This window comes from Bartonella sp. AP258QHHD, assembly GCF_042196145.1.
Classification (GTDB): Bacteria; Pseudomonadota; Alphaproteobacteria; order Rhizobiales; family Rhizobiaceae; genus Bartonella.
Genome location: NZ_JBHIPR010000014.1, coordinates 259649 through 284384 on the forward strand (window position 1 = coordinate 259649; position 24736 = coordinate 284384).

At 38.4% G+C, this 24736-nt stretch carries 21 protein-coding genes and 1 pseudogene; 13 read left to right on the forward strand and 9 right to left on the reverse strand.

Annotation, left to right across the window (positions count from 1 at the left end; all coding sequences use genetic code 11):
* The first annotated feature begins 14 nt into the window (after positions 1 to 14).
* Positions 15 to 1421, forward strand: coding sequence for a dihydrolipoyl dehydrogenase (gene lpdA, locus ACFIMM_RS02025; RefSeq protein ID WP_375611323.1), 1407 nt, complete (start codon positions 15 to 17; stop codon positions 1419 to 1421).
* A 1127-nt stretch (positions 1422 to 2548) separates the two neighbouring features.
* Here lpdA and ACFIMM_RS02030 read toward each other — a convergent pair.
* Positions 2549 to 3787, reverse strand: coding sequence for a saccharopine dehydrogenase NADP-binding domain-containing protein (locus tag ACFIMM_RS02030; RefSeq protein ID WP_375628551.1), 1239 nt, complete (start codon positions 3785 to 3787; stop codon positions 2549 to 2551).
* A gap of 55 nt (positions 3788 to 3842) precedes the next feature.
* Positions 3843 to 4940, reverse strand: coding sequence for a carboxynorspermidine decarboxylase (locus ACFIMM_RS02035; RefSeq protein ID WP_375612883.1), 1098 nt, complete (start codon positions 4938 to 4940; stop codon positions 3843 to 3845).
* A gap of 167 nt (positions 4941 to 5107) precedes the next feature.
* On the opposite strand from ACFIMM_RS02035, the gene ACFIMM_RS02040 reads away from it, so the two are divergent.
* The 7 genes from ACFIMM_RS02040 to mnhG all read left to right on the forward strand — a co-directional run bounded on the left by ACFIMM_RS02040 (position 5108) and on the right by mnhG (position 11886).
* Positions 5108 to 5605: a BA14K family protein gene (locus tag ACFIMM_RS02040; protein WP_375632101.1), complete on the forward strand. Its 498-nt coding sequence runs from the start codon at positions 5108 to 5110 to the stop codon at positions 5603 to 5605.
* 229 nt (positions 5606 to 5834) lie between these two features.
* Positions 5835 to 8756: a monovalent cation/H+ antiporter subunit A gene (locus tag ACFIMM_RS02045; protein WP_375612749.1), complete on the forward strand. Its 2922-nt coding sequence runs from the start codon at positions 5835 to 5837 to the stop codon at positions 8754 to 8756.
* Positions 8756 to 9097: a Na+/H+ antiporter subunit C gene (locus tag ACFIMM_RS02050; RefSeq protein WP_273790150.1), complete on the forward strand. Its 342-nt coding sequence runs from the start codon at positions 8756 to 8758 to the stop codon at positions 9095 to 9097. The genes ACFIMM_RS02045 and ACFIMM_RS02050 overlap by 1 nt, the downstream gene beginning before the upstream one ends.
* Positions 9097 to 10719: a monovalent cation/H+ antiporter subunit D gene (locus ACFIMM_RS02055; RefSeq protein WP_375611319.1), complete on the forward strand. Its 1623-nt coding sequence runs from the start codon at positions 9097 to 9099 to the stop codon at positions 10717 to 10719. The genes ACFIMM_RS02050 and ACFIMM_RS02055 overlap by 1 nt, the downstream gene beginning before the upstream one ends.
* Positions 10716 to 11201, forward strand: a complete 486-nt coding sequence (locus ACFIMM_RS02060) for a Na+/H+ antiporter subunit E (protein WP_375612748.1) — start codon at positions 10716 to 10718, stop codon at positions 11199 to 11201. The genes ACFIMM_RS02055 and ACFIMM_RS02060 overlap by 4 nt, the downstream gene beginning before the upstream one ends.
* The gene (locus ACFIMM_RS02065; protein ID WP_375606068.1) at positions 11198 to 11479 is read left to right on the forward strand and encodes a K+/H+ antiporter subunit F; all 282 of its coding nucleotides are present in this window, start codon (positions 11198 to 11200) and stop codon (positions 11477 to 11479) included. Before ACFIMM_RS02060 ends, ACFIMM_RS02065 begins: the two co-directional genes overlap by 4 nt.
* On the forward strand, positions 11476 to 11886 hold the full coding sequence (mnhG, locus tag ACFIMM_RS02070; protein ID WP_375671699.1) for a monovalent cation/H(+) antiporter subunit G: 411 nt from the start codon (positions 11476 to 11478) through the stop codon (positions 11884 to 11886). Before ACFIMM_RS02065 ends, mnhG begins: the two co-directional genes overlap by 4 nt.
* 16 nt (positions 11887 to 11902) lie before the next feature.
* Here mnhG and ACFIMM_RS02075 read toward each other — a convergent pair whose 3' ends face one another.
* From ACFIMM_RS02075 to ACFIMM_RS02090, 4 genes are all read right to left on the reverse strand, one after another.
* Positions 11903 to 12295 (reverse strand): MliC family protein, encoded by a 393-nt coding sequence (locus ACFIMM_RS02075; RefSeq protein ID WP_375681198.1) that lies wholly within the window; start codon positions 12293 to 12295, stop codon positions 11903 to 11905.
* 17 nt (positions 12296 to 12312) lie between these two features.
* Positions 12313 to 12708, reverse strand: coding sequence for an MliC family protein (locus ACFIMM_RS02080; protein ID WP_375617422.1), 396 nt, complete (start codon positions 12706 to 12708; stop codon positions 12313 to 12315).
* Positions 12709 to 13124: 416 nt separating this feature from the next.
* A complete protein-coding gene (aroB, locus tag ACFIMM_RS02085; RefSeq protein ID WP_375638134.1) occupies positions 13125 to 14258 on the reverse strand; it encodes a 3-dehydroquinate synthase in 1134 nt (377 codons plus the stop codon).
* Complete coding sequence (locus tag ACFIMM_RS02090; protein WP_375606223.1) at positions 14233 to 14865, reverse strand: shikimate kinase; 633 nt, start codon at positions 14863 to 14865, stop codon at positions 14233 to 14235. Before ACFIMM_RS02090 ends, aroB begins: the two co-directional genes overlap by 26 nt.
* 260 nt (positions 14866 to 15125) lie before the next feature.
* Here ACFIMM_RS02090 and ACFIMM_RS02095 point away from each other — a divergent pair, with 260 nt between their 5' ends.
* The 3 genes and pseudogenes from ACFIMM_RS02095 to ACFIMM_RS02105 all read left to right on the forward strand — a co-directional run bounded on the left by ACFIMM_RS02095 (position 15126) and on the right by ACFIMM_RS02105 (position 17890).
* The gene (locus tag ACFIMM_RS02095) at positions 15126 to 16064 is read left to right on the forward strand and encodes a site-specific tyrosine recombinase XerD (RefSeq protein ID WP_375692588.1); all 939 of its coding nucleotides are present in this window, start codon (positions 15126 to 15128) and stop codon (positions 16062 to 16064) included.
* Between the two features lie 78 nt (positions 16065 to 16142).
* A pseudogene (locus ACFIMM_RS02100) lies at positions 16143 to 17100 on the forward strand (acetyl-CoA carboxylase carboxyltransferase subunit alpha).
* 40 nt (positions 17101 to 17140) lie between these two features.
* Positions 17141 to 17890: a L,D-transpeptidase family protein gene (locus tag ACFIMM_RS02105; protein WP_375628563.1), complete on the forward strand. Its 750-nt coding sequence runs from the start codon at positions 17141 to 17143 to the stop codon at positions 17888 to 17890.
* A gap of 883 nt (positions 17891 to 18773) precedes the next feature.
* On the opposite strand, the gene ACFIMM_RS02110 is transcribed toward ACFIMM_RS02105, so the two are convergent.
* The 3 genes from ACFIMM_RS02110 to ACFIMM_RS02120 form a co-directional block, all read right to left on the reverse strand.
* Positions 18774 to 19835, reverse strand: a complete 1062-nt coding sequence (locus tag ACFIMM_RS02110) for a CobW family GTP-binding protein (protein WP_375682600.1) — start codon at positions 19833 to 19835, stop codon at positions 18774 to 18776.
* A gap of 405 nt (positions 19836 to 20240) precedes the next feature.
* Entirely contained in the window at positions 20241 to 21338 is a 1098-nt protein-coding gene (locus ACFIMM_RS02115; protein ID WP_375611309.1) for a D-alanyl-D-alanine carboxypeptidase family protein, read from the reverse strand.
* A 691-nt stretch (positions 21339 to 22029) separates the two neighbouring features.
* The gene (locus tag ACFIMM_RS02120; protein ID WP_375628565.1) at positions 22030 to 22836 is read right to left on the reverse strand and encodes a lysophospholipid acyltransferase family protein; all 807 of its coding nucleotides are present in this window, start codon (positions 22834 to 22836) and stop codon (positions 22030 to 22032) included.
* 129 nt (positions 22837 to 22965) lie between these two features.
* On the opposite strand from ACFIMM_RS02120, the gene thiD reads away from it, so the two are divergent.
* Entirely contained in the window at positions 22966 to 23820 is an 855-nt protein-coding gene (thiD, locus tag ACFIMM_RS02125; RefSeq protein ID WP_375612742.1) for a bifunctional hydroxymethylpyrimidine kinase/phosphomethylpyrimidine kinase, read from the forward strand.
* Between the two features lie 559 nt (positions 23821 to 24379).
* Positions 24380 to 24736: phage tail protein (locus tag ACFIMM_RS02130; protein WP_375692589.1), on the forward strand; the 357-nt coding region annotated here is incomplete at its 3' end.

Below are 24736 nucleotides of genomic sequence, written 5' to 3' on the forward strand. Positions count from 1 at the left end.
GAAAGGAGAAACGGATGTCTTATGATGTGGCTGTGATCGGAGCGGGTCCAGGTGGTTATGTAGCAGCAATAAAAGCGGCGCAACTGGGACTTAAAGTAGCAATTATTGAAAAGCGTACAACATTAGGAGGAACATGTCTCAACGTTGGTTGTATTCCTTCTAAAGCGTTGCTGCATGCTTCAGAAGTGTTTTCTGAAACCCAGCATGGTTTTGAAACGCTTGGTATTTCTATTGGTAAATCTAAGCTTAATCTTGAACAAATGATGGTTCATAAGAAAGCTGTGGTGACAGCCAATACGAGTGGTGTTTCTTTTTTGATGAAAAAAAATAAAGTTGATACTTTTTTTGGGACAGCCAAAATTTTGAGTGCGGGTCATGTGGAAGTTGTTGCCAGAGATGGTAATAAACAAACAATTGAGACAAAAAATATTATTATTGCTACCGGTTCAGAGAGTTCAGGCATTCCAGGGGTGAATGTTGAAATTGATGAAAAGACTATTGTTTCTTCTACGGGAGCTCTTTCACTTGAAAAAGTACCAACGCATATGATTGTAGTAGGTGCTGGTGTCATTGGTTCAGAACTTGGATCAGTTTGGAGCCGTTTAGGTGCTAAAGTGACCATTATTGAGTATCTTAATAAAGTTTTGGGCTCAATGGATGGTGAAGTTTCACGGCAATTTCAGAAATTAATGGAAAAACAGGGGATTGAATATAAAACGGGTGCAAAGGTAACAGCTGTTACACAATCTGGCTCAACTGCTCAGGTGAGCTTTGAATCTGTCAAAGGTGGTGAATCTGAAACTTTAGAGGCTGATGTTGTGCTTATTGCTACTGGACGTTCTCCTTATACAGAGGGGCTTGGATTACAAGAGGCTGGTGTTCAGTTAGATGAACGCGGATTTATTGCAATTGATGCTCATTGGCAGACGAATGTTCCAGGAATTTATGCGATTGGTGATGTCGTAAAAGGACCAATGCTAGCACATAAAGCAGAGGAAGAAGGCGTTGCTGTGGCAGAAATTTTGGCAGGTCAAAAAGGGCATGTTAATTTTGATGTTATTCCTAGTGTTGTTTATACACAGCCGGAAATTGCGAGTGTAGGAAGGACAGAAGAAGAGCTAAAAACTGCTGGTATTGAATATAATGTTGGCAAATTTCCTTTTATGGCCAATGGTCGTGCACGTGCAATGCAAAAGAGTGATGGGTTCGTTAAAATCCTTTCTGATAAAAAAACAGATCGGGTATTAGGGGGGCATATTCTTGGATTTGGTGCTGGTGAAATGATCCATGAAATTGCAGTTTTAATGGAATTTGGAGGTTCATCAGAAGATCTGGGACGTTGTTGCCATGCACATCCTACCTTATCAGAAGCCGTGCGTGAGGCAGCTTTGGCAACATTTGCTAAACCACTTCATATTTAAAAAGCTTTTAAAAAGTAAATTTTAAAAGGCACATGAGGCAGAAAATATTAGTGAAGCATGCAACAACATTTTAAAACTTTAAAAAAGAATATAACCAATTGTATTGAAATGTTCCATTTGTTGTATGCTTTTCGATAATTACTGTTTTAGATATCTGTTGTGCAGTTTTGATTGATTATTCTGTTGTGCACTATCGTTTAGAGCGGTGGTGTTTCGTCTATGTAAAGTTTTATATATGGGGTAGTTTTTATACTGTTATAAAATATTTAAGATAGGATTCTGAGCCTATCTGGGTGCTTTGTGTTAAGAAGACATCTCTCAAAATGCTCAAATCTACTTCGCGAGGGTGTTCGTGAATGGTATAGCTGTAAAAGTTCCTCTTGAAATATATGAAATTCATTCAAACTGTTATAAGACCTATTGTGCACCATCATCTTTATGTTTAGTAAAAGTACACGCTGGCATTATAATACACTTTTTCAGTTCTTAATATTGCTAAAGCTCTTTATTATTTGAGAAATTTCATTCTGTTCTTTTATCATTTTACCTCACACGCTCGTTTTGTTTGTGATGTGCAGACAAAAGATTTTAATTACTTCAATGTGAGAGAGTTTGTGATTAAGAGAATTTTACAGTATTCAGCGTTATGAATCAAGTTGAAAATGATGATTTATTGTTATAAATCAAATCATTATATATGAAGAGGGAAGTCAAAAGGAATTCACTCAAAGAAATTGAATTGTTTAATGATTGGTGTAGGTTAAGGATCTTTGTCATTTAAGATGAAGAGGCGAGGAATTGAATATTCTACAAAATACCGCTCTTCTTTAAAAGAGCGGTATTTTTATATCTTTTGTTTATGACACTATCTTTTTGATGATAATGACAAGTTATACAGTGTGATTAAATTAGTTTTTTCTTCTCTGTTTTTCTTGATCATTGCTCGCTATGTCTTAAAAAGATGCTATGTCTCTTCTTTAGGGTTGTTAAGAAATCGCAATGTTGCCAAAATATAACGAATAGCTAAAATTTTTTTGAAAACCATAATTACACGAGAATATTAAGTTTGTTTTCATTGGGCAGTTTTGTGATAACTTAAAAAATCAAGCATATGCTTTCTATAGGTATTAAAATTGTAATTTTTTATCCTCTTGTTGTTCTCTTATAAAAGTGGGAAGCCCCATATGATCAAGATATTTAAGGAAAGGGTGGGGTGGTAATTCTTCCACATTGACCATAGTTTTAACATCCCATTCACCTGTGGCAATAAGAAGAGCTGTTGCCGCTGCTGGTACGCCAGCCGTATAGGAAATGCCTTGTGCCCCAGTTTCATGAAAAGCTTGTTTGTGATCGGCTATATTATAGATAAAAATTTCTCGCAGGTGTCCATCTTTTTCGCCTTTAATAAGATCTCCGATACAGGTTTTTCCTGTGTAGTCTGGGGCGAGAGAGGAAGGGTCGGGTAAGACGGCCTTTACGACTTTCAAGGGCACGACTTCTTGTCCTTCTGCTGTCTTAATGGGCTGTTCAGATAAGAGACCAAGATTTTTTAGAACCGTAAAAACAGTGATATAACGATCACCAAATCCCATCCAGAAACGGACATTCTCTACATCAAGATTTTTGGAAAGTGAATGAATTTCATCATGTCCTGTCATATAGGCTTTTTGTTTTCCCACAACGGGAAGATCCCATTCATGGCTGATTTCAAACATTTTATTGGAAGTCCATTTTTTATTTTGCCATGACCATACTTGTCCTGTAAATTCACGGAAGTTAATTTCTGGATCAAAATTTGTAGCAAACCAACGTCCATGATTTCCGGCATTAATATCAATAATATCAATATCTGTGATTTTATCAAAATAATCATCGCGCGCTAATGCTGCATAAGCATTCACTACACCTGGGTCAAAACCTGCTCCTAAAATAGCGGTTATACCAGCTTTTTCACATTCTGGACGCCGAGGCCATTCATAATTGCCATACCAAGGAGGTGTTTCACAAATTTTCAATGGGTCTTCATGAATTGCGGTATCGATATAAGCGCATTTGGTTTCAATACAAGCTGAAAGAACAGACATATTAAGAAAGGCAGAACCAACATTAATGACAATTTCGCATTTGGTCTTTTGGATGAGCTTTATAGTTTCTTCTACATTCATGGCATTGAGCGAATGGCTTTTGAGAACACCTTGCTCTTTCATTGTGTTTTTTTCTTTAATAGAAGCAATGATGGCTTCACATTTTTTGAGTGTTCGTGACGCAATATGAATTTCACCAAGAATATCATTGTTTTGAGCACATTTGTGTGCAACAACTTGTGCAACACCTCCAGCACCAATAATGAGAACATTTTTTTTCATTGTAGGTCCATCTCCCTTTTTAATACTGTTGTATGACGTTTTTTATGGTTTATCTTTATGAAAGGCTTTCCTGATAGTCGCTATAGCTGAATTGGCGTTGAAGTGTTAATGTACCATCGCACTCTTTGAGAACAATAGCAGGCATTGTAACGCCATTAAACCAGTTTTTCTTGACCATTGTATAACCTGCTGCATCCTGAAAAGACAGTCTATCGCCTATTTTAAGAGGTTTTTGAAATTGAAATGTTCCAAAAATATCGCCGGCAAGACAAGATTTTCCACAAATCATAATTTCGTGTGGTCCTTGATTAGGTTCTAATTTAGCATTTTCACGATAAATGAGAAGATCAAGCATATGTGCTTCAATTGAGCTATCAACGATGGCTAGATTCTTTTCATTATACAATGTGTCAAGAACACTGACTTCTAATGTGGTGCTTTTGGTAATAGCAGCTTCTCCTGGTTCTAGAAAAAGAGTGACACCATGAGTTTTAGAAAATTGTTTTAAGCGTTTTGCGAAAGCTTCTAGAGGATAATTTTCAGCCGTAAAATGGATTCCACCGCCAAGGCTTATCCAGTCAACAGCAGAAAAAAGTTCTGCAAATTTTTCTTCCATATACCCAAGCATTTGGTTAAAAAGATTAAAGTCAGCATTTTCACAATTGTTATGGATCATCAATCCGTTGATAAGTGGCAGAATTTCTTTGATAGCGCTTTGGTTTGTTTCTCCTAAGCGGCTAAAAGGGCGTGAGGGGTTGGCAAGATCAAAATTTGATGCGCTCATTCCTGGGTTTAACCTTAAACCTCTTTGAATGGTTTTTGTTGCATCAGAAAAGCGTTGAAGCTGTTGGATGGAATTAAAGATGATTTTATCTGCATAACCACAGGCTTCATCAATTTCATCATCTGCCCAAGCCACTGAATAAGCATGGGTTTCTTTGCCAAATTTTTCTCTTCCTAAACGTAGTTCATAAAGGGATGATGATGTGGTTCCATCCATGAACTCAGACATTAAATCAAAAACACTCCATGTGGCAAAACATTTTAAAGCAAGTAAAATTTTAGCTCCGGACATTTCCCGTAAATGAGAAATTGTTTGCATGTTTTTGATGAGTTTCGATTTGTCTATAAGATAATAGGGGGTTTTTATCATCATTTATTCATTCTTTTTTGAAGGATCTTATTGCCAAGATCAACGTTTAGTACAAAGAGTAACAGAATGTCTCAAGAAAAAAGAATCTTAAGAAAAGAATCTGTTTCTGTCTAGCAAGAGAAAGGCTTTCTGTAATTACTGTTGTTTATTATGTTGAGTTTTTTGTTATGAGTATGAAAAAAAAATTATATTATGCTTTAGCTTTTGTATTTGTTAGCATTTTTTTCATTATAACAACCACTCTTGTTAATTGGGGGCAAAATAGAAGTGACGCTAAAGCCAAACTGGTTACTCATACTTCTGTCCAAGATAGTTCGGTGCCTCTGATTTTTACGGGGCGTAGAGAACTTAATGGTTTCAAAGGTTATCGTCATTATCGGCGTGGTTATCGTAAATACAGTGATAATTGGTGGTATCCTGAAGTGGCATTTGTTACATCACCGCACTTAAGCACAAAAGGCGCATCATTAAAAGTTGTACCAGATGCTAAAAAAGTGTTTTTAACGTCTTCTTCGGAAAAATTAGAAAAAAAAGAGCCATGGATGCTTAAACAACATATTGAATCTTGCCGTGCGCGTTATCGCTCTTATAATAAAAATGATAATAGTTTTCAGCCTTTTCATGGGGGGCGTAGGCAGTGTTTATCACGCTTTTTTAAAGGATAGAAATTAAATAAAATTTTAATTGCTTCTTGTCGTGGGCGTTATTGTTCTTACAATAAAGAGAAGACTTGTGTGGTGCGCAGTATTTTCATGCAAGCATTGTTTTTTTTAAAATTTAAATGCTTTTAAGTTTTATTAAATCTTATTATCATTAAGTGTGGAATGGGGGGGTGAGAATATAAGTTTTTGTTTTGTCGATGACAAAATATTAAGGTAAAATGGAGTTTAAAGAATGACAACACGGGAAGCAATGTTGGTATTGCTCGTTTTGCTTCCTTTTGGTGGAAGTGCTGTCATTGGCTTTTTTCGTTCGACAGCAAAAAATAATGAAGCGTGGTTTGCTGGGGTCGTCGCACTTTTCTGTCTTATTTTTACAATAATGCTTTATCCGGAAGTTCGCGGAAACCACATAGTGCGTTTAGATATTTCTTGGCTTCCAGAATGGGGAAGCGATTTGATTCTCCGCATAGATGGTTTGTCCTGGCTTTTTTGCTTGCTTATTACAGGGATTGGGTTGCTTGTTGTCATTTATTCACGTTATTACATAGATCCAGCGGATTCTGTACCGCGTTTTTTTTCCTTTTTTTTGGCCTTTATGGGATCAATGATAGGAATAGTTTTATCAGGTAATCTCGTCTTTTTGGTTGTTTTCTGGGAACTTACCAGTATTTTTTCTTTTTTGCTGATCGGCTATTGGTACCATAATGCAAGTGCGCGTGAGGGTGCGCGTATGGCTCTAACGATCACAGGTTTTGGCGGCTTTGCTCTTTTTATTGGAGTTTTATTGATTGGGTATACTGTTGGCAGTTTTGATTTGGATAAGGTGCTACAGTCTGGAGATATGATCCGGTCAAGTTCTCTTTATAGTCCTATCCTTATTTGTATTTTATTGGGAGGGTTAACAAAAAGCGCGCAATTTCCCTTTCATTTTTGGCTACCTAACGCGATGGCTGCTCCAACTCCCGTATCGGCTTATTTGCATTCGGCAACAATGGTAAAAGCGGGATTGTTTTTGCTTGTTCGTTTATGGCCTGTGCTCTCTGGAACAGAATCTTGGTTTTGGCTGGTTGGCTTTTCAGGACTCTCAACTCTTCTTCTAGGTGCCTATTTTTCCATGTTTCAGCAAGACTTGAAAGGACTGCTTGCTTACTCGACTATTAGTCATCTTGGATTAATTACAACACTTTTAAGTCTTGGTAGTCCACTTGCATGTGTTGCGGCGATCTTTCATATGGCCAATCATGCTACTTTTAAAGCTTCTTTATTTATGGCTGCTGGCATTATTGATCACGAGACGGGAACACGTGATATGCGTAAACTGTCAGGGCTTTATCGTTCTATGCCTATCACAGCAACTCTTGCTTTAGTTGCGAGTGCAGCGATGGCTGGGGTTCCTTTGTTGAATGGTTTTTTATCGAAAGAGATGTTTTTTGCTGAAGCTGTTGAAACGCATATGGAATCATGGCTCGATTGGATTGCGCCTTATGTGGCAACGCTAGCTAGTCTGTTTAGTGTGACCTATTCTATACGCTTTATTCATGGCGTTTTTTTAGGACCAAAGCCTGACAATTTACCCAAGACTCCCCATGAACCACCGCATTTCATGCGTTTACCAATGGAGCTTTTGGTGTTTATTTGTTTAGCGGTTGGTATTTTTCCTAATTTAACAATAGGACCTATTTTAGATAATGCGGTCGTGTCTGTTTTAGGACCAATGACAATTCCTTATAGTTTGGCTGTTTGGCATGGGTTTAACACTCCATTAGTGATGAGCTTTGTTGCATTATTAGGGGGCGGATTGCTCTATGCTGTTGGGCATCGTTATTTTTTATCCTGTGATGATGGGGCTCCTTTTTTCCGTCACTTAAAAGGACCGCGTATTTTTGAACGCATTCTCGTAATTATTTCTTGGAAATGGGCCCGTGCGGTGGAGTCTGCTTTGTCAACACGCCGTTTGCAGATCCAATTGCATTGGATTTTTTGGGTCTGTTTTGCCTTTGTTGGTCTTTTACTTTGGTGCGATGGTTTCATTCCAGTGGGGACATTACCGCTTTTTCCACTTGATATTCCTTTTCTCGCTCTTTGGCTGGTTGGCGGATTATGTGCGCTTTTAGTTGCTTGGCGAGCAAAGTTTCATCGTCTTGCTTCACTTATGCTTTTAGGGGGAGCTGGTTTGATGACTTGTGCAACCTTTTTATGGCTTTCTGCTCCTGATTTAGCAATAACACAATTGGTTGTTGAGGTTGTTACAGTCGTTTTATTATTGCTTGGTTTACGGTGGTTGCCTAAACGTTTGCATGACCCTGGGCCAGCTGCTGTTCATTTTTGGGTTCGCTTGCGTCGTTTCCGTGATTTCATCATATCCCTTGTAGGAGGTGCTGGTGTAGCATGGCTTTCTTTTGCAGTGATGACACGTCCCCAAGGTACAACGATTTCTGATTTTTTTCTAACGCATGCTTACTCAGATGCTGGTGGTCGCAATGTTGTGAATGTGTTATTGGTTGATTTCCGTGGTTTTGATACCATGGGAGAAATTGTGGTTTTGGGTGTTGTTTCCCTTACTGTTTTTGCACTCTTACGACGTTTTCGTCCTGCGCCTGAGAGTATTGATGCGCCTTTTCAACAACGTATCCAGAAAGCCTTTGATATAGCACAGCCTAATCGAAATGTGGGAGATACAGTATTGAATTATTTAGCTGTTCCTGCTGTTATTATGGGTTGGCTCTTTCCGATTATTATCGCTTTTGCTATTTATTTATTCATGCGAGGGCATGATCTGCCAGGAGGTGGATTTGTCGGTGGTATTACTTTGGCTATAGGATTTATTTTACAATATCTTGCACGCGATATTCGGTGGGTGGAAACGCATTTGAGAGTTTTACCTTTGCGTTGGATAGGCTTTGGTTTATTATTGTCAGTCGTAACGGGGATGGGCTCTTGGTTTTTTGGATATCCTTTTTTAACATCCTTTTTTCGATATATTCATCTTCCGTTAATTGGGAAAGTTCCCATGGCATCTGCTTTTTTGTTTGATTTTGGTGTGCTTTCTCTTGTGTTAGGAGCAACTGTTCTCATTTTAATTGCACTTGCACACCAGTCAATTAGGAGTTACCGAATCGGTAAGAAACCTATTTTAAAAGAGAAGGAAAATTAATGGAAATTGTTCTTTCTTTGGGTATCGGTGTTTTTGTCGGATCAGGTATTTGGCTTGTTTTGCGTCCACGTACTTTTCAAGTCATTCTTGGTTTGTCCTTGATCTCCTATGGTGTTAATCTTTTTATATTTTCAATGAGTAGACCGCGTAGTAATGCTGCTCCAATTGTTGATCCTACCACTGTTATTAATCCAGCTAATTATGTCGATCCTCTTCCACAAGCCTTGGTTTTAACTGCGATTGTGATTGGTTTTGCAACAACAGCTTTATTTTTAGTTATCTTGTTGGTTTCACGTGGTTTAACGGGTTCTGATCACGTTGATGGACGTGAGGTGCAATAATGGAAATAGGAGTGCATCATCTCCTTATTTTGCCTATTCTTTTGCCGTTAATCACTGGAGCACTTCTTCTTTTTTATGATGAACGTCGTGCAAGACTTAAATCATTCATCAGTCTTTCTTCTGCGGGACTGTTGGTCGTTACTGCCATTTTATTGATTATACGTACTCTTGAAATAGCACCGGCTTGCGATGTTTATCGACTTGGTAATTGGCCGTCTTCTTTTGGAATTGTTTTAGTCCTTGATCGCTTAAGCGCTATGATGCTTTTACTTTCCAGCTTGTTGGTGACTAGCGTGTTGGTTTTTGCGCGGGCTCATTGGTACAAAGCTGGTTCTCATTTTCAGTCACTAATGCAATTTTTTATGGTGGGGATAAATGGTGCTTTTTTGACTGGCGATTTATTTAATTTATTTGTGTTTTTTGAAGTTATGTTAACGGCTTCCTATGGGCTTGCTTTGCATGGTTCTGGTCAGACGCGCGTGCGTGCAGGGTTGCATTATGTTGTGGTTAATCTTGTTGCTTCATTATTTTTTTTAGTTGGTATAGCGCTCATTTATGGAGTCGTTGGTACTCTTAATATGGCCGATTTGGCTGTTAAAATAAAATATATATCTTCTACAGATATTGTTTTGTTCGAAATAGGTGTTGCACTTTTAGGTATTGCTTTTTTGCTTAAAGCGGGTATGTGGCCGCTTAATTTTTGGTTGGTGCCAACTTACAGTGCAGCAGCAGCGCCTGTTGGAGCTTCTTTTGCACTTTTGAGCAAGGTTGGTATTTATATTATTTTACGTTTAACGTTGCTATGGTTTGGTCCTGAAAGTGAATATTTTAACCATTTTGGTCATACAGTTTTGTTTTATGGTGGGCTTGCCACTATGATTATTGGTTTTATTGGAGTATTGGCGAGCCAAGTTTTGGTGCGTTTGGCAGCTTATAGCGTTCTTGTCTCTTCTGGCACATTGTTGGCTGCGATCGGGATAGGCAATGCAGCACTGACAGCAGGCGCACTTTTTTATATTGTTTCTTCAACTTTAGCACTGGGAGCTTTTTTTCTTTTGGTAGAGTTGGTAGAACGCTGTCAAGATGTGGCTGCTAATGTTCTTGCTGTCACAATGGAGGTGTATGGTGACGATGAAGAGGAGGAAGAAGATGAAGTTGGCATCTATTTTCCAGTAACCTTGGCAATTCTTGGAGCTTGTTTTGGTATCTGTGCCATTTTGATTATTGGATTGCCGCCTTTTTCTGGTTTTGTTGCTAAATTTATGATGTTCATGGCAATTTTAAACCACAGTAGAGAGGATTTTTCTGCTTCTCTTCCGGTTTACCAAGATTGGCTTTTTGTAGTTTTTGTCACTCTCTCTGGTTTTGCGGCTTTGATTGCATTGACACGAACGGGTATCCGAACTTTTTGGGTTTCTCTTGAAGGGCGTATTCCTCGTGTGCAAGTGATAGAATTTGCGCCTATTGCCGTTCTCCTTGCTTTGTGTTTTCTTATAACAATTGTAGCCAGTCCTGTTAGTCATTATATGTCTGAAACTGCTAAGACTTTGTATGAACCTCAAAACTATATTGGGAGCGTTTTAACGGATTTTTCTCTCGAAAATAGGGAGATAAGTAAATGAATCGTTTTTGTCCTTCCCCTTTTTTCAGTGGTGTCATTGTCCTTATGTGGCTTATTTTAAATGGTTTTAGTTTAGGGCAATTGCTTTTAGGGATTTTAACCGCTTTGTTTTGTGGTTGGATGATACGGCTTCTGGAGCCGGAGAAGGTTGTTATTAAAAGCTGGAGTGCGGTTTTTCGTCTCGTTTTTCGAGTATTTATAGATTCTATATTCTCAAATGTTTCGGTGGCTTGGTTTGTTTTAACAAAAAGGTCTCGAGAGCAGAAATCTGGTTTTATTGTAGTACCTCTTCTGCTTCATAATCGCACTGCTTTGGCTATTTTAGCATGCATCCTTTCGGCAACCCCTGGAACTGCTTGGGTTGCCTATAATAGTAAAAAGGGTGAACTTTTGCTTCATGTCTTAAATTTAAAAAATGGATATGATTACAAACAGTTGATCAAACAACGGTATGAGCAATTGCTTTTGGAGATTTTTTTATGAGTATGGTGATTCTTTATTGGGGGCTTTTCTTTTCACAGTTTTTTTTAAGTTTAGCGGTGATTTTCGCGCTGTTTCGGTTGATTCGTGGTCCACGGGCGCAGGATAGAATTGTTGGTTTGGATGCCCTTTATATAACCACTATTCTTTTGTTTCTTACATTCGATATTCGTTCAGGAACAACCACTTATTTTGTCGCAGCTCTCATTATTGGATTGTTGGGATCTGTCTCAAGCATCGCTTTGGCGAAATTTCTTATGCGGGGGGAGATTATTGAATGAAAGATGATATATCGCTTGTGGTTGCTATTGCTATCACAGTTTTCTTAATATTAGGGTCTGGATTGACATTGATCGCAACGATAGGTTTGGTGCGTTTTTCCAATTTTTATAAGCGTTTGCATATGCTTTCAGTATGTACGAGTTGGGGCGTTGGTAGTATTCTTATTTCTTCATTTCTTTATTCAATATTTGTGGACCATTATTTTGTTTTTCATGAAGTGTTGCTGATGTTTTTTTTGTTTTTAACAGCACCGGTAGCTTCTATGTTGCTCTCACATACAGCAGCTTATCGACATCATTCAGAAGAACAGTCAGAAAAACCGCTGGCTCTTTTATTACACAAGACGGAGGAAAAGTTACCCACGTCAGAAGGAACATCAAGAGATGAGAGCCAGCACGGTTCTTGAAATGTAAGAATCTTCCTTATTCTGTGCTTTTTTCTTCTACACAGTGGATGGGCTTTTCTTCTTTTGGATCATTAATAAGATCGTAAAATATGGCTTCATTTTTAGTTATCCACCAAATGTATTGTCCACCCACATATTTTCCTCCAGAAGCGGCAATTACATTAGAACCAACGATGCGCTTACCGTTCCATTTTAAATCAACAAGCGCAATATTACCAGCATTATAATAAGTTGCTTCAACATACTCTTTGCTTGTTCCCATATCGCATTGATAGGAGATGGTCTCTGTTGTTGGTTCTGGATTATCTGGTACTTCAATGACTAAAGAACTTGCTAATGCATTAATTGAACCGAGGAGGAGCACACTTAAAGTAATGAAAAATTGTTTAGTAAAAGAAATTTTTTTCATAATATTTCCCGTGTTATTTAAAATAATAATGTTGACTCATCTTTACAGAGGATAGGTTTTTTTTCTTCTGGATCCTGAGCAAGGTCATAAAGCGTGACTTCTTTGTTCTTCTCCCACCAGATGTACTGAGCTCCTGCAAATTTTGCTCCTGTTGCCGCGATGACATTAGCAGCAATGACACGATCACCGTTCCATTTGAAATCAACCAACGAAATATTGTCAGCATTAAGATAGACTGCCTCTACGCGCTCTTTACCTGTTTCAGTATCACACTGATAGGTAATGGTCTCTGTTTTGGGCTCTGGATTGTCTGGTACTTCAATGATTAAAGAACCAGCTAAGCTATTGTTTGAGCTGAAGAGTGATAAACTTAAAGCGGTGAAAAATCCTAAAATGTGCAAAGTTTTTTTCATGATGCTTCCCTATATTCCTAATATTGTGCACAAAGAATAATTTGACTGATACGATGGTGTCTACGGCAGGATTCGAACCTGCGACCCCAGGATTCATACCACTTCGATTTTCACCGCCAGCCTTATCGGCTGTTTGTGGTCTGGACTGTCTCTTCACCTTGAAGCTTTTGCTCTTTAGGTGCTGCCCGTTCAGTCTCTACACCTTTCTCTCATTTGAAAAGAGACTTGGCTCGGGATTGGCATATAGTCGCCCATGAAGCTTTCCCCGAATTTGAGCAGATTCACTTTGAGGATTTCTCCTCAAAGTGCCCAATTTCTTTAGGAATCCTGTGCTCTATCCTACTGAGCTACGCAGACATCATCATATTTAATCTTTAATAGAAGTATAAAAACGAATCAATTATATTCAATATGAATTAACGAATTTCTGTTAATTTTTGTTCCAAAAAGGATAAAACTGCATCTGGTGAAACATTTTTTGCAATAAATGATTGGCCAAGTCCGCGTGTTAATATGAAAGTCAAATTGTTTTGCGAAACTTTTTTATCTTGGGCAATGAGAGTCATTAAAGTTTCAGCATCTGGTAGAGACCCTGGGATATCCTTTAATTGTGTAGGCAATCCTATAGATTTGAAGTGCGCTTCAATGCGTTGTGTAAGCGTGGGGCTTATTAAATTTAATTGAGCAGAGAATTGATGAGCTAGAATTATCCCAATTGCTACACTTTCGCCATGGATTAAACGGTTGGAGTCATAAGCGGTTGCTGTTTCAAGCATGTGTCCAAATGTATGGCCGAGATTTAAGAGTGCGCGCTCTCCCGTTTCGTACTCATCACGTGCTACAATGGCAGCTTTAAATTGGCATGAGCGAACAATGGCCTCTGTTCGCATAGGGCCATTAGAGAAAATTTTCTGCCCATTTTTTTCAAGCCACTCAAAAAAGTCAGGTTGGTTAATGAGACCGTATTTTACTATTTCTGCGTAGCCAGCGCGAAATTCACGCGGTGGCAGGGTATCAAGAAGACACGTGTCAGCAATAACGCATTGTGGTTGATAAAAGGCACCAATAAGATTTTTGCCATATTGGCTATTGATTCCCGTTTTTCCACCAACAGAAGAATCAATTTGTGCAAGAAGCGTTGTGGGCATTTGAATGAAGTTCATGCCACGGCGGATTATACTTGCCGCAAATCCTGCTAGATCACCAATGACACCACCGCCAAAAGCAATAACACAGTCGCCTCTTTCTAAGCGTGCAGCAAGAATTTGATCGATAACAACTTGCAGGGTTGAAAATGATTTTGATTGTTCTCCCGCTTCTACAATAATAGGGACAGTATGAATTTTATTTTTTGTTAATTCTGCTTGCAATATCTCCAAATGAAGGGAAGCAACATTTGTATCTGTAACAAGTGCCAAGCGCGTTTGATGAGGATCTTTTTTATTAAGAGCATGTTTAATTTGTGAAGCAGCTTGTGTAATCAGACCCGGACCAATGATGATATCGTAACAGTGTTTGTCCAGTTTAACAGTGACGGTTTTGGTTTGCATGCTGGTTATCCCTATTGTTAATTTCTGTGTATAGGTAGTGCTGTACGGATCGTATAACATTTTGTGCTACGGTATGACGGCTTTCTTTATGACTGTTAATTGTTAAGTTTGCCTTTGCATAGATAGGATAACGCTGTTCCATGAGTTTTTGCATGGTTTCTTTAGGATTGGCTGTTTGAAGCAGGGGACGTGTTGGGTGCTTTGAGACACGTTGCATGAGGATATCAAGATCGACTTTTAGCCATATGGATATACCATTTTGGTGAATGGCTTTTCGGATATTTTCATTTATGTAGGCACCACCACCTGTTGCTAAAACAAGGGGACTTTTTTTCATGAGGTTTAGAATAACACGCTGTTCAAGAGCACGAAATTCGGATTCACCATAAATTTCAAAGAGTTCCGTGATTGTCATTTGTGCAGCTTTTTCAATTTCTTGGTCAGAATCATAAAAAGGTAAACGAAGCATGGTGGCGACGCGTTTTCCGATCACTGATTTGCCTGCCCCCATAAGACCAACAAGGACAAGTGCTCTTTTATCAAGGGACGATAAGAGCTGATTCTTTATTTGTGTTATGGGGACGCGTTTTTGTCGATTGCTTTTCATAACTTTATTTCGGCATTTATCCATCTTAAAGTCAATTCCTGTTAATCTTTGTGAGGCATAATACGAGATAGAATATTTTTGGGTAGGTTATTGTCTTATGCCAACATTGACTAGATTTTTGATGATTCTTTTCATTTTGCTTTCTGTTCTTTTCATTATAATGGGTGCTCTTGTGGTTTGGGTTGAACCAGTAACTGTGGATATGTACATTGATGTTCCCTTGAATTCATGGAATCTTTCTACGGAAGCGAATCAATGAAATGAAAAGTGGTGCTGTGATAGATCATTTTCTTGAGATGATGAGTGCGGAGAGAGGGGCTTCGTCTCATACGCTTGCGGCTTATCAGCATGATTTGCAGTGGGCACAAGACGAATTGTCTTCACACTCTGTTTCGCTTTTTTCAGCACAAAAAGAAGATTTAATTACTCTTTTGTCACTTATGCATACTTTTGGTTTTGCGGCATCGTCGCAAGCGCGTCGTTTATCGACTTTGCGTCAGTTTTATCAATTCCTTTATGCTGAAGGGTTGAGAGCAGATGATCCCTCTCATGATATTGATGCACCTCGTCAGAGGCGTCCTTTGCCCAAAATCATGAGTGAAGATGCAGTGATAAAATTGCTTGATTTTGCGGAGTTAGAAGTCAACCAAGCAGACTATGGGTCCAAAGGTTATTTCCGAGCACTGCGTCTTCAGCTATTGATTGAAATGCTTTATGCAACAGGGTTACGTATTAGTGAGTTGGTGAGTCTGCCGGTTCAGTCTGTTCGAAGGAAGGAATACAGCGTTTTGGTTCGTGGTAAGGGCAAAAAAGAACGAATGGTGCTGTTATCAAAACAAGCATGCCAAGTTCTTTCACAGTGGTTAAATTTGCGTGATCAGGGAAAGGACGCTACGAGTTCTTATCTTTTTCCTGCGCATTCCGAGACAGGATATATTGCTCGTCAAGTCGTTGCACGAGAGTTGAAAAATCTCGCTAGAAGAGCAGGGATAGGAAGTGATAGCTTTTCTCCCCATGTGTTGCGTCATGCTTTTGCTAGTCATCTTTTGCAAAATGGTGCTGATTTGCGTGCCGTTCAACATTTGTTAGGTCATTCTGATATTGCTACCACTCAGATTTATACCCATGTGTTGGAAGAGGGACTTTATCGTTTAGTCAATGAGCATCATCCACTTGCCGATGAGCAAAAGGCTCGTTAAAGAAAAGGTGATGTTTTTGAAAAAGACTTTATAAAGCAAATTATAAGTGTATAAGTGACACTGAATGAGTTGACACAAATGTATAATTATCTTGATTTTGAAAAACCAGTTGCTGATCTTGATGGGAAAATTCTTGAATTAAAAAAAAATTTCTCAGGAAAAAGGCAGTCTTGATATGAGTGACGAGATTGCTCGTCTTGAAACGCGTTCCCAAACAGCGTTGCGCGATATTTATAAAAAATTATCGCCGTGGCAAAAAACACAAGTCGCTCGTCATCCGGATCGTCCCCATTTTATGGACTATTCTAAACGCCTATTGAGTGACGTTACGCCTTTGGCCGGAGATCGCAAGTTTGCTGAAGATGAGGCTATTCAAGCGGGGTTTGCACGCTTTAAAGGTGAGGCCGTTGCTTATATCGGTCAAGAGAAAGGTCACGATACGCAAACACGTTTGCGCTATAATTTTGGTTCTGCGCGTCCAGAAGGCTATCGTAAAGCTGTACGTATTATGGAAATGGCTGACCGCTTTGGTTTGCCACTCCTCACTTTTATTGATACAGCAGGTGCTTATCCTGGGGTAAGCGCTGAAGAACGTGGGCAAGCGGAAGCAATTGCTCAATCAACAGCTACAACTTTGCGTTTGAAAGTTCCTGTGGTTTCCGTTGTTATTGGAGAAGGCGGTTCTGGAGGGGCGATAGCAATCGCGGCTGCCAACAAAGTTTATATGTTGGAGCACGCAATTTACTCTGTTATTTCACCAGAAGGAGCAGCTTCTATCTTATGGCGTGATCCAGCTCGTGCAAAAGATGCTGCAATGAATATGCGTATTACCGCTCAAGATTTGTATCGCTTAAAGATTATTGATGGCATTATTTCGGAACCTTTAGGGGGAGCGCATCGTGGCAAAGAGATTGTCATTGATGCAACGGGTGATGTTATTTCAGAAGCTTTAAAAGCTATGGCTGGAAAAGATGGTCAAGTGCTTAAACAAGAGCGAAGGGAAAAATACCTTCAAATTGGTCGATCTCTAACATAGGTTATTTTTTGTGAGGGGTGTTGGATTGGAGTTTTATTCGATGACATTTAGCAGATTCCTTGCTGTGTGTGTGTTGTTTGTAATGGGACTATTGACAGCATGTGAAGGAAGATTACCAGCCTCTATTCGCGCTAAAGTTGAGCAGCCGTTGCCGCAAGAAATCAAAAATAGAATGGTTCTGTATGATATAGATCCCTATGCACCGATTATGATGCGGTTTTTTAAGGAAGAAAATCTTGCTGAAGTTTGGAAGCAATCTCGTTCAGGACCTTTTATCTTGGTTGCTCGCTATGGCATTTGCAAATGGTCTGGTAAGCTTGGACCTAAATATAAAGAAGGGGATCTTCAGACACCAGAGGGTTTTTATACTATTAGCGCAAACCAAATGAATCCTTATTCAAAATATTATCTCTCTTTTAATATAGGATTTCCTAACCTTTATGATCAGGAAAATGGTCGCACAGGAAGCAATCTTATGGTGCATGGTTCTTGCTTTTCCGCAGGTTGTTATTCTATGAGTGATAAGAACATGGCTCAGATTTATGCGTTTGCACGGGATGCTTTTAAAGGAGGACAAAGAGAGTTTCAGTTGCAGGCTTTTCCTTTCCGCATGACCAAGGATAATATGTCACGTCATAGCAAGAATCCTCATTATCAATTCTGGGTTATGCTTAAGAAAGGTTATGATTTTTTTGAAAAAAATCGTCAACCTCCAACTGTTGAGGTTTATGGAAAACGTTACGTTTTTAATCGCGATATTGATAAAAATTCAGTTTCTCTAATGCAGTGAGTGTTATTGTATCCTACAGCACCGTAAACACTATCACTTAATAATGGTGATACAGGATATGCAAAAACTTTGCACATAAGGTGTTTAAGTGAGTAGTCAATATTTTAAAGCGCAGAGTTTTTTCATAGAGCTTTATGTAAGTAAATCATATGAAGTGGGAAGCCAAGAGGAATTTTCTCAAAGAAGTTGGATTGTTTGCACATCGTTACTGGTATCAATCTTCGTTTTTAGTGAAGAGTAAGTTAACATGAAATGTACCTCTCTTTTTATTTCTTTCAAAGAGTTTTATTCTTTTATGCTGTAAAATAGTCGTGCTGTTATATAAGATACATTCACATATTTTAAAATGCGATATTGCCTCTGTCTGATTTTGGTTTTTTTCTTAACAGGGATTTTGATTTCAATTAGCTTGAGTAAACATAGAGTTGAGCAGAATATTTTAGAACCAAGAATTTGGCCAATCGGTCTGTGAAATGAATCATATGAAGTGGTTTGCAGATGAAGCGCATTTAGAGAGAAAACAATCTGTTTGCAGATTGATGGGTATTAAATTTTTTATCCTAACAATTTGATTTATAATGATAATTTAGTGTTATTCAAGTTAAATTAGAACCCTGAATACCGTAAGATTCTCTCATTTCAAAGCCGTTCCATGTTGAATAAATTAAAACCATTTTCTTGCACGTTACAAGCGGGGATAACCGCGTGGGTGAAACTGTGCAAGAAAGACTAAAATGCTTTTTACAAACCGTCTCAAGTACCAAGGGCTTGTTTCAACATTGGGAATTAGCAAAGTGTGTAATGGTGCCGGTTTGCTTCTTTAAAAGCATAAAGATGGTGGTGCCAATGAATTTAATATTATATCATTGAAGGGGAGAAAAAATTAAAATTTTATTCCTGGAATGACCAGAGGATTTTCTAAGAGAGCTGTTTTGTCTGCAGTATCTATTGCTGGTTTATTAAAAAAAGCATTGAGGAGCTTTTGTATTGCGTCTTTTTCAACACCATCGGCAATGATGACAAAACGTGTTTGTTTTATTCCTTTTGGCCATGCCGGCAATCTTATGGGAGGATGAAAAAATGTTTGTACGCCATGTAATACAAGTGGGCGATAAGGGTCATCACGCAATGCGATAATTGCTTTAATACGTAATAATTTTGTACCATAACGCTCTTGTAGGAGATCTAAAAAAGCTTCAATTGTGGCGTAATCAACAGGACCCTCACAGTTTAGTGAAAAGGTACGAATGGTTTTATGGGGGGTATGATCATGTGGGGTAGTCGTAAGATTTTGTTTAAGTTTTGTATTTTCTACTTTTTCATCCCATAATCTGTTATTTATTAATAGATTTGAACAGAAATCTTTAGAATGGGCGTCAATGATTTGTGCTGTAGGATTCATTGTTTTAAGTGTGCTAAGGAGTGCATCTGAAAGCGTTTGTGGGTCTCTAAGATCTGTTTTGGTGAGAATGATTTTATCAGCAAATATTAATTGTTTATATATTTCAGGATAGCGCTTACATATGGAAAGTGGACTTAATGTATCAAATGTTGCAAGAACAGCATTTATGGACAATGTTTGAATAAACAATGGGTGGCTTAAAAGTATTTGTAAAATAGGGGCGGGATCAGCCATCCCTGTGGTTTCAATGATAATATGATGGAGTTGTTTGATCTGTCCTGTCTGAACGCGATTTATTAAATCAATTAATGTGTCGATGAGATCACTGCGTAAATTACAGCATAAGCAACCATTGGCAAGCTCAATAATTCCTTCTGTCGTTTTTTCAACCAGAAGGTGGTCAATACTGATTTCGCCGAATTCATTGATGATAACAGCACATTCTGTTAGAAGAGGGTCTTGTAGCATACGGTTGAGCAAAGTTGTTTTGCCAGAGCCTAAAAAACCCGTAATAAGCGTGAGAGGGATGCGCTTTATTTTCATGTTAATCATCAATCATAGTTTTGTTTTTAAAAAATATATCTCAGTATGTCTAAGCAATTTATAATGATGTCCGTGAGGGATATAATGGTTAATCCCCCATGAAATCCATTGTACCACTATCTTTACGCTTATAAAGGTAGGTGCACGTGGGTATATTATACACTTTTAGCGTCAATGTTATGATAATTTTTGGTTCTTGAAAGGACTTATAGGAAGGATTTTTATTCCTGGTTTTAATTATTTTATCTACATGTTCATCCACCTTGTGGCGCGCAAGAGACTGGTTTTATTGATTCAACAAATACAGATTTGAAATGAGAGAATCTTACAATACTTGTGGTTTTGACATAAGGTACAAAATAATTAATTATCATTATAAATCAAAGTATTATAATTAATTGTAGATTATGATTTATGGCTTTTTATAGAATGGTTTGCGTGCCTTTTATACGGAATATAGGGTTTTCTTAGTGGTTTTACTGTCATTTTAGGTGTTTGTGGCGTACGAATGAGGTGTACTGATAAAGGATGAGAAAAAGAAGGTGGAGCAGTGATAAAAGGTGAGGTGAGAATAATATTTCCTTGATCATCATATGAATTTGCATGCATTTTTATGGCTTCAGGTGTGCATGTTTGTTGTCTCATATTGTTGGCTTGTGTTATGTTGCTCCCATAAGGTTTTAATGTTGCTAGTGTTAATTGGGGGCTTCCTTGGTGCAAAAATCCTATTTCAAGAAGTTGTGCAGCTTTTTCCTCTCTTTCACTTATGTTGTTAGCACCTAGAATGACAGCAATAATTGTACGTTTATTGCGGGTGGCTGAGGCAACAAGATTAAAACCAGAGGCACAAATAAATCCTGTTTTCATACCGTCTATCCCATAAAAACGGCCAATGAGGTTGTTTGAGTTATGTTGGATTTTTCGATTATTACCAAAATCAATGGCTGGAATAGAAAAATAATGAGCATATTGTGGAAATTCTCGACGTATTTGAACGGCTAAAAGAGCAATATCGCGTGCCGTGGAGTAGTTTTGAGGATCTGGTAAACCACTTGCGTTCGCAAAATGGGTGCCAAACATGCCTAAACGTTTAGCTTCGCTATTCATTTTACGTACAAAATCTTTCTGTGAACCCGCAACAGCTTCACTCATGGCAATGGCTAAATCATTGGTAGATTTAACCATGGTGATACTTAAGGCTGTATCAAGTGTGAGTACAGAACCAGCTTTATAGCCTGAACGATATGAGGGAGCTTTTGCGGCGTATTCGCTGATGGTGATATGTTTGTTTGGTGAAACTTCCCCTCGGCTCATGGCACGAAAAATAACATAAGCGGTCATTAATTTTGTCAAGGAAGCAGGATACCAACGCTCAAAAGCTTGATTATGTTTTAAGATACGCCTCGTTGTAACATCAACAGAAATAAAAGGCTGCGCTAGAGCAACAGCGCTGGATAAACTCAAAATCACAGAAAAAAATAAATTATAGAAGAGACGTCGCATTAATTTAAATCTAGTTCCCTCTTATTCGTTATTTAGAATTGTTTTAATGTAGCACACAAAGCATTTAAGTCTAGGATAGGAAGGAAAGATGGTTAATTGCTGTATCCGTTGTGTCTGTGGGATAAAAACCAATTCTCATTTTTATTTTCCCCTTGAATTTGGTTTGATGACTTAAGTATCTCAAGAAATACTTTTTAAATAATGAAGATTGTACAAGATTTCAGGCTCTTGGAGGGATTGAATTTCTCAGAAAGGAATGAATCTGCATAATCATGCATTTTTCTTGCTCTCCTGTTAGGATAGCCCTTGGCACTTGAGACGGTTCGTAAAAAGCATTTTAATCTTTTCTTGTATCGTTTTATTCACACAGATATCCCCGCTTGTAATGTGTAAGAAAATGATTCTAATTGATTCAACCTAGAATAGATTTGAAATGAGAAAATCTTACGGTATTCAGGGTTCTCATTCAAGTTGAATAACGCTAAAACATCCTTATAAATCAATGAGATGTATGTTATTTAAATGATTTTAAAGAGAGGAAGAATTCTTTTTCAAAAAAATTTACACATTGATCATTTCTTATCATGTACAAGTGTTTTACAATTTTAAATTAGAAAGTTTGAAGTATCTTTCTTATATTTTTTTCCCTATACTCCGCTCAATATACAAAGTTATGCATTATTCTTATCAATCAGTGCATTGTTTCATGTTGATTTAGTTTTTGAAGTTTCTGAACAGCGTATGGTGGCATAGGAGGAGGGGTAGGGTCTTGAGCTGCTAAGAGAAGCAGTTCATCACACGCTTTTTCAGTTTTTTGGACAAGTTGATCTAGAAAATCACGTTTGCTTAAACCAGCCTCTATCGGGGGAAGAATACGGACACGAATTGTTCCGGGATAGCGGCGAAAATTATTGCGTGGCCAATATAAACCCGCATTATGTGCAATAGGAACAACTTGAAGTCCTAATTCATTATAGAGCGCGACAATTCCTGACTTATAATCTGGTTCTTGACCGGGTTGTCGGCGTGTTCCTTCGGGAAAAATCAAGATTTGGCGCCCTTGTTTTACTTTCTCTTTTGCTTTTTGTATAATCATTTTTAAGGCTTTGATGGGTGTTGTGCGGTTAATGGGGATAATTTGCGTTTTTGCCATATACCAGCCAAACAATGGAATCCACATCAATTCACGTTTTAAAATGAGAGTGGGATCATCAAAATAAGGAACAAGACTGAAAGTTTCCCAAGCCGATTGATGCTTTGGAGCAATGATATAGGGTCCTTTGGGAAGATTTTCTAAACCTTCAATCTCATAACTTGTGCCTGCGATGTATTTTTGCAAAAAGAGTGTAACGCGCGCCCATGTTTTAGGGACAATCCATGCCTTTTTGCGGGGCATTAAAAAATAAACGGGAGCGTAAAGAATCATTTGTATGAAAGTTGTTGTATAAAAAGCGAACGTAAAAAGAATAGAACGAAGGATAAGCACTACATTTTCCATTTTATATCTATAAGAAGACTTCGTATATAATATAATTCACATGAGAAAACATCTTCTTTATGTTTTTTCAAGCATCTATTTTTTCGGTAACTCATTTTCCGATATTTAAAAACAGAAGGAAAGAGGTTAATGGAATTACAAAAAGATAAACTTTTTATTCCACGGATTTTATCTATTGCGGGAACAGATCCTTCTGGTGGCGCTGGAATGCAGGCGGATTTGAAGGTTTTTTCAGCTATGAAAACTTATGGTATGAGTGTGGTTACAGCTGTTGTTGCACAAAATACTCAGGGTGTGCGTTCTTTTCAGGCATTAGATGCTTCTTTTGTTGCAGATCAAATTGATTCTGTTTTTGAGGATATCCATGTTGATGCCGTTAAAATTGGTATGGTTGCAAATGCTCAGATTGCACAGGTTATTGCAGAACGTCTTGCTTATCATAAAGCGCGTTTCATTGTTTTTGATCCGGTTATGGTTGCAAAAAGTGGTGATGTTCTTTTAAAGTCTGATGCAATTGAAATTATGCGTGATGTTCTTGTGCCGATGTCAACTTTGATCACGCCAAATTTGCCTGAAGCTGCACTGTTATTGGGGCGTGAAGTGCAATGGTCTTTAGAGACTATGTATCAATATGCTCCACGACTCTTGGCGCTAGGGTGTCATGCAGTTTTGTTAAAAGGGGGACATTTGAATACGCTGACCAAAAATAGTACAGAAAATTACGATTGTTCTAGTCCAGATCTTTATTGTGATTGTGAAAACCTTGTTATACTTGAAGCCTCTCGTCTTTCAACTACTCATGATCATGGGACAGGGTGTACCATTTCTGCTGCCATTGCAGCTCTGTTACCTACCCAACCTTTGGATTGCGCTGTTAAACAAGCAAAAGATTATTTGCATGGCGCTTTAACTGCCTCAGATGCTTTAAAAGTAGGGAAAGGGCGAGGGCCGCTTCATCATTTTTATGCATTATGGAAAGATTAATACAACGGTTGATAGTGAAAAATCTTCACTCTATGAATTTGTTTCGTCATTATATGATGTTTTGGACTTATGACTGATAAATGTTAGCGTATTGTAGCTTAACAGTTATTTTGTATTAAGAAGGATAAGAAAAAATGTTATAATTTGCTTCTTTTATATATTTTTTACGATTAATCTATCCTGTTTTAGAGGCAATTTTGAGTATAAAAAAGAGAGCAAGGAATTGTAAAATCAGGATTTGATAGCAAAAAGAGTAGAGGGAAAGACCTTTTACAAGGCGATATTAAAGCTAGCGGATCCACTATATTCGCTGTTTCTTATATTGGTGGCAAAACAGCCATTCAACCGATTGCACAATTTGCGGGGGCTTCTCCTGTAAATTCATCTGCGAGAGAGCAAAGAGACAAAGACCGTTCCCCCATCACACACAATCAAGATGTCACGGTACATGTTAATGGTGCCCGTGAACCCATGGCCACTGGTCGTGCGGTTGCTCATGCTTTGCAACGGGCACGCGCCAATGCGCTGCATGGCGGGACAGAATGAGGGGAGGGCGCTTATGAGAGATCCTTTGCTGATGTTAGGACCGCATCAATTTTATGTGGACTGGCTAAATTTCCAATCCTTTGAAGAAGAGTTTTCTGCCTCATGGGTTTGTATGGAGCGTTTTGGCAAGACACCCAGTTTGCAATTTACTGGCTATGGCAATGATCCCAAAACCATTCATGGAGTTTGGTTTCCAGAAGAATTTGGTGATCGGGTAGCGATAGATGCCATCACTACAACTATCCGAAGAGCAAAGCCTGTCCAGATGCTTCGTTGGATCAATGATACGACCTATAGTGTCCTTCTCCATGGATCCGTAGTAATCACCACGATCAATAAAGACCACGACTATATCAGTCGCTCTGGTCAA

Excerpts from the sequence above, each read along its gene's own strand:
- lpdA (WP_375611323.1), top strand. The coding sequence starts at position 15 with ATGTCTTATGATGTGGCTGTGATCGGAGCGGGTCCAGGTGGTTATGTA.
- ACFIMM_RS02030 (WP_375628551.1), bottom strand. The coding sequence starts at position 3,787 with ATGAAAAAAAATGTTCTCATTATTGGTGCTGGAGGTGTTGCACAAGTT.
- ACFIMM_RS02035 (WP_375612883.1), bottom strand. The coding sequence starts at position 4,940 with ATGATAAAAACCCCCTATTATCTTATAGACAAATCGAAACTCATCAAA.
- ACFIMM_RS02040 (WP_375632101.1), top strand. The coding sequence starts at position 5,108 with ATGAGTATGAAAAAAAAATTATATTATGCTTTAGCTTTTGTATTTGTT.
- ACFIMM_RS02045 (WP_375612749.1), top strand. The coding sequence starts at position 5,835 with ATGACAACACGGGAAGCAATGTTGGTATTGCTCGTTTTGCTTCCTTTT.
- ACFIMM_RS02050 (WP_273790150.1), top strand. The coding sequence starts at position 8,756 with ATGGAAATTGTTCTTTCTTTGGGTATCGGTGTTTTTGTCGGATCAGGT.
- ACFIMM_RS02055 (WP_375611319.1), top strand. The coding sequence starts at position 9,097 with ATGGAAATAGGAGTGCATCATCTCCTTATTTTGCCTATTCTTTTGCCG.
- ACFIMM_RS02060 (WP_375612748.1), top strand. The coding sequence starts at position 10,716 with ATGAATCGTTTTTGTCCTTCCCCTTTTTTCAGTGGTGTCATTGTCCTT.
- ACFIMM_RS02065 (WP_375606068.1), top strand. The coding sequence starts at position 11,198 with ATGAGTATGGTGATTCTTTATTGGGGGCTTTTCTTTTCACAGTTTTTT.
- mnhG (WP_375671699.1), top strand. The coding sequence starts at position 11,476 with ATGAAAGATGATATATCGCTTGTGGTTGCTATTGCTATCACAGTTTTC.
- ACFIMM_RS02075 (WP_375681198.1), bottom strand. The coding sequence starts at position 12,295 with ATGAAAAAAATTTCTTTTACTAAACAATTTTTCATTACTTTAAGTGTG.
- ACFIMM_RS02080 (WP_375617422.1), bottom strand. The coding sequence starts at position 12,708 with ATGAAAAAAACTTTGCACATTTTAGGATTTTTCACCGCTTTAAGTTTA.
- aroB (WP_375638134.1), bottom strand. The coding sequence starts at position 14,258 with ATGCAAACCAAAACCGTCACTGTTAAACTGGACAAACACTGTTACGAT.
- ACFIMM_RS02090 (WP_375606223.1), bottom strand. The coding sequence starts at position 14,865 with ATGAAAAGCAATCGACAAAAACGCGTCCCCATAACACAAATAAAGAAT.
- ACFIMM_RS02095 (WP_375692588.1), top strand. The coding sequence starts at position 15,126 with ATGAAAAGTGGTGCTGTGATAGATCATTTTCTTGAGATGATGAGTGCG.
- ACFIMM_RS02105 (WP_375628563.1), top strand. The coding sequence starts at position 17,141 with ATGACATTTAGCAGATTCCTTGCTGTGTGTGTGTTGTTTGTAATGGGA.
- ACFIMM_RS02110 (WP_375682600.1), bottom strand. The coding sequence starts at position 19,835 with ATGAAAATAAAGCGCATCCCTCTCACGCTTATTACGGGTTTTTTAGGC.
- ACFIMM_RS02115 (WP_375611309.1), bottom strand. The coding sequence starts at position 21,338 with ATGCGACGTCTCTTCTATAATTTATTTTTTTCTGTGATTTTGAGTTTA.
- ACFIMM_RS02120 (WP_375628565.1), bottom strand. The coding sequence starts at position 22,836 with ATGGAAAATGTAGTGCTTATCCTTCGTTCTATTCTTTTTACGTTCGCT.
- thiD (WP_375612742.1), top strand. The coding sequence starts at position 22,966 with ATGGAATTACAAAAAGATAAACTTTTTATTCCACGGATTTTATCTATT.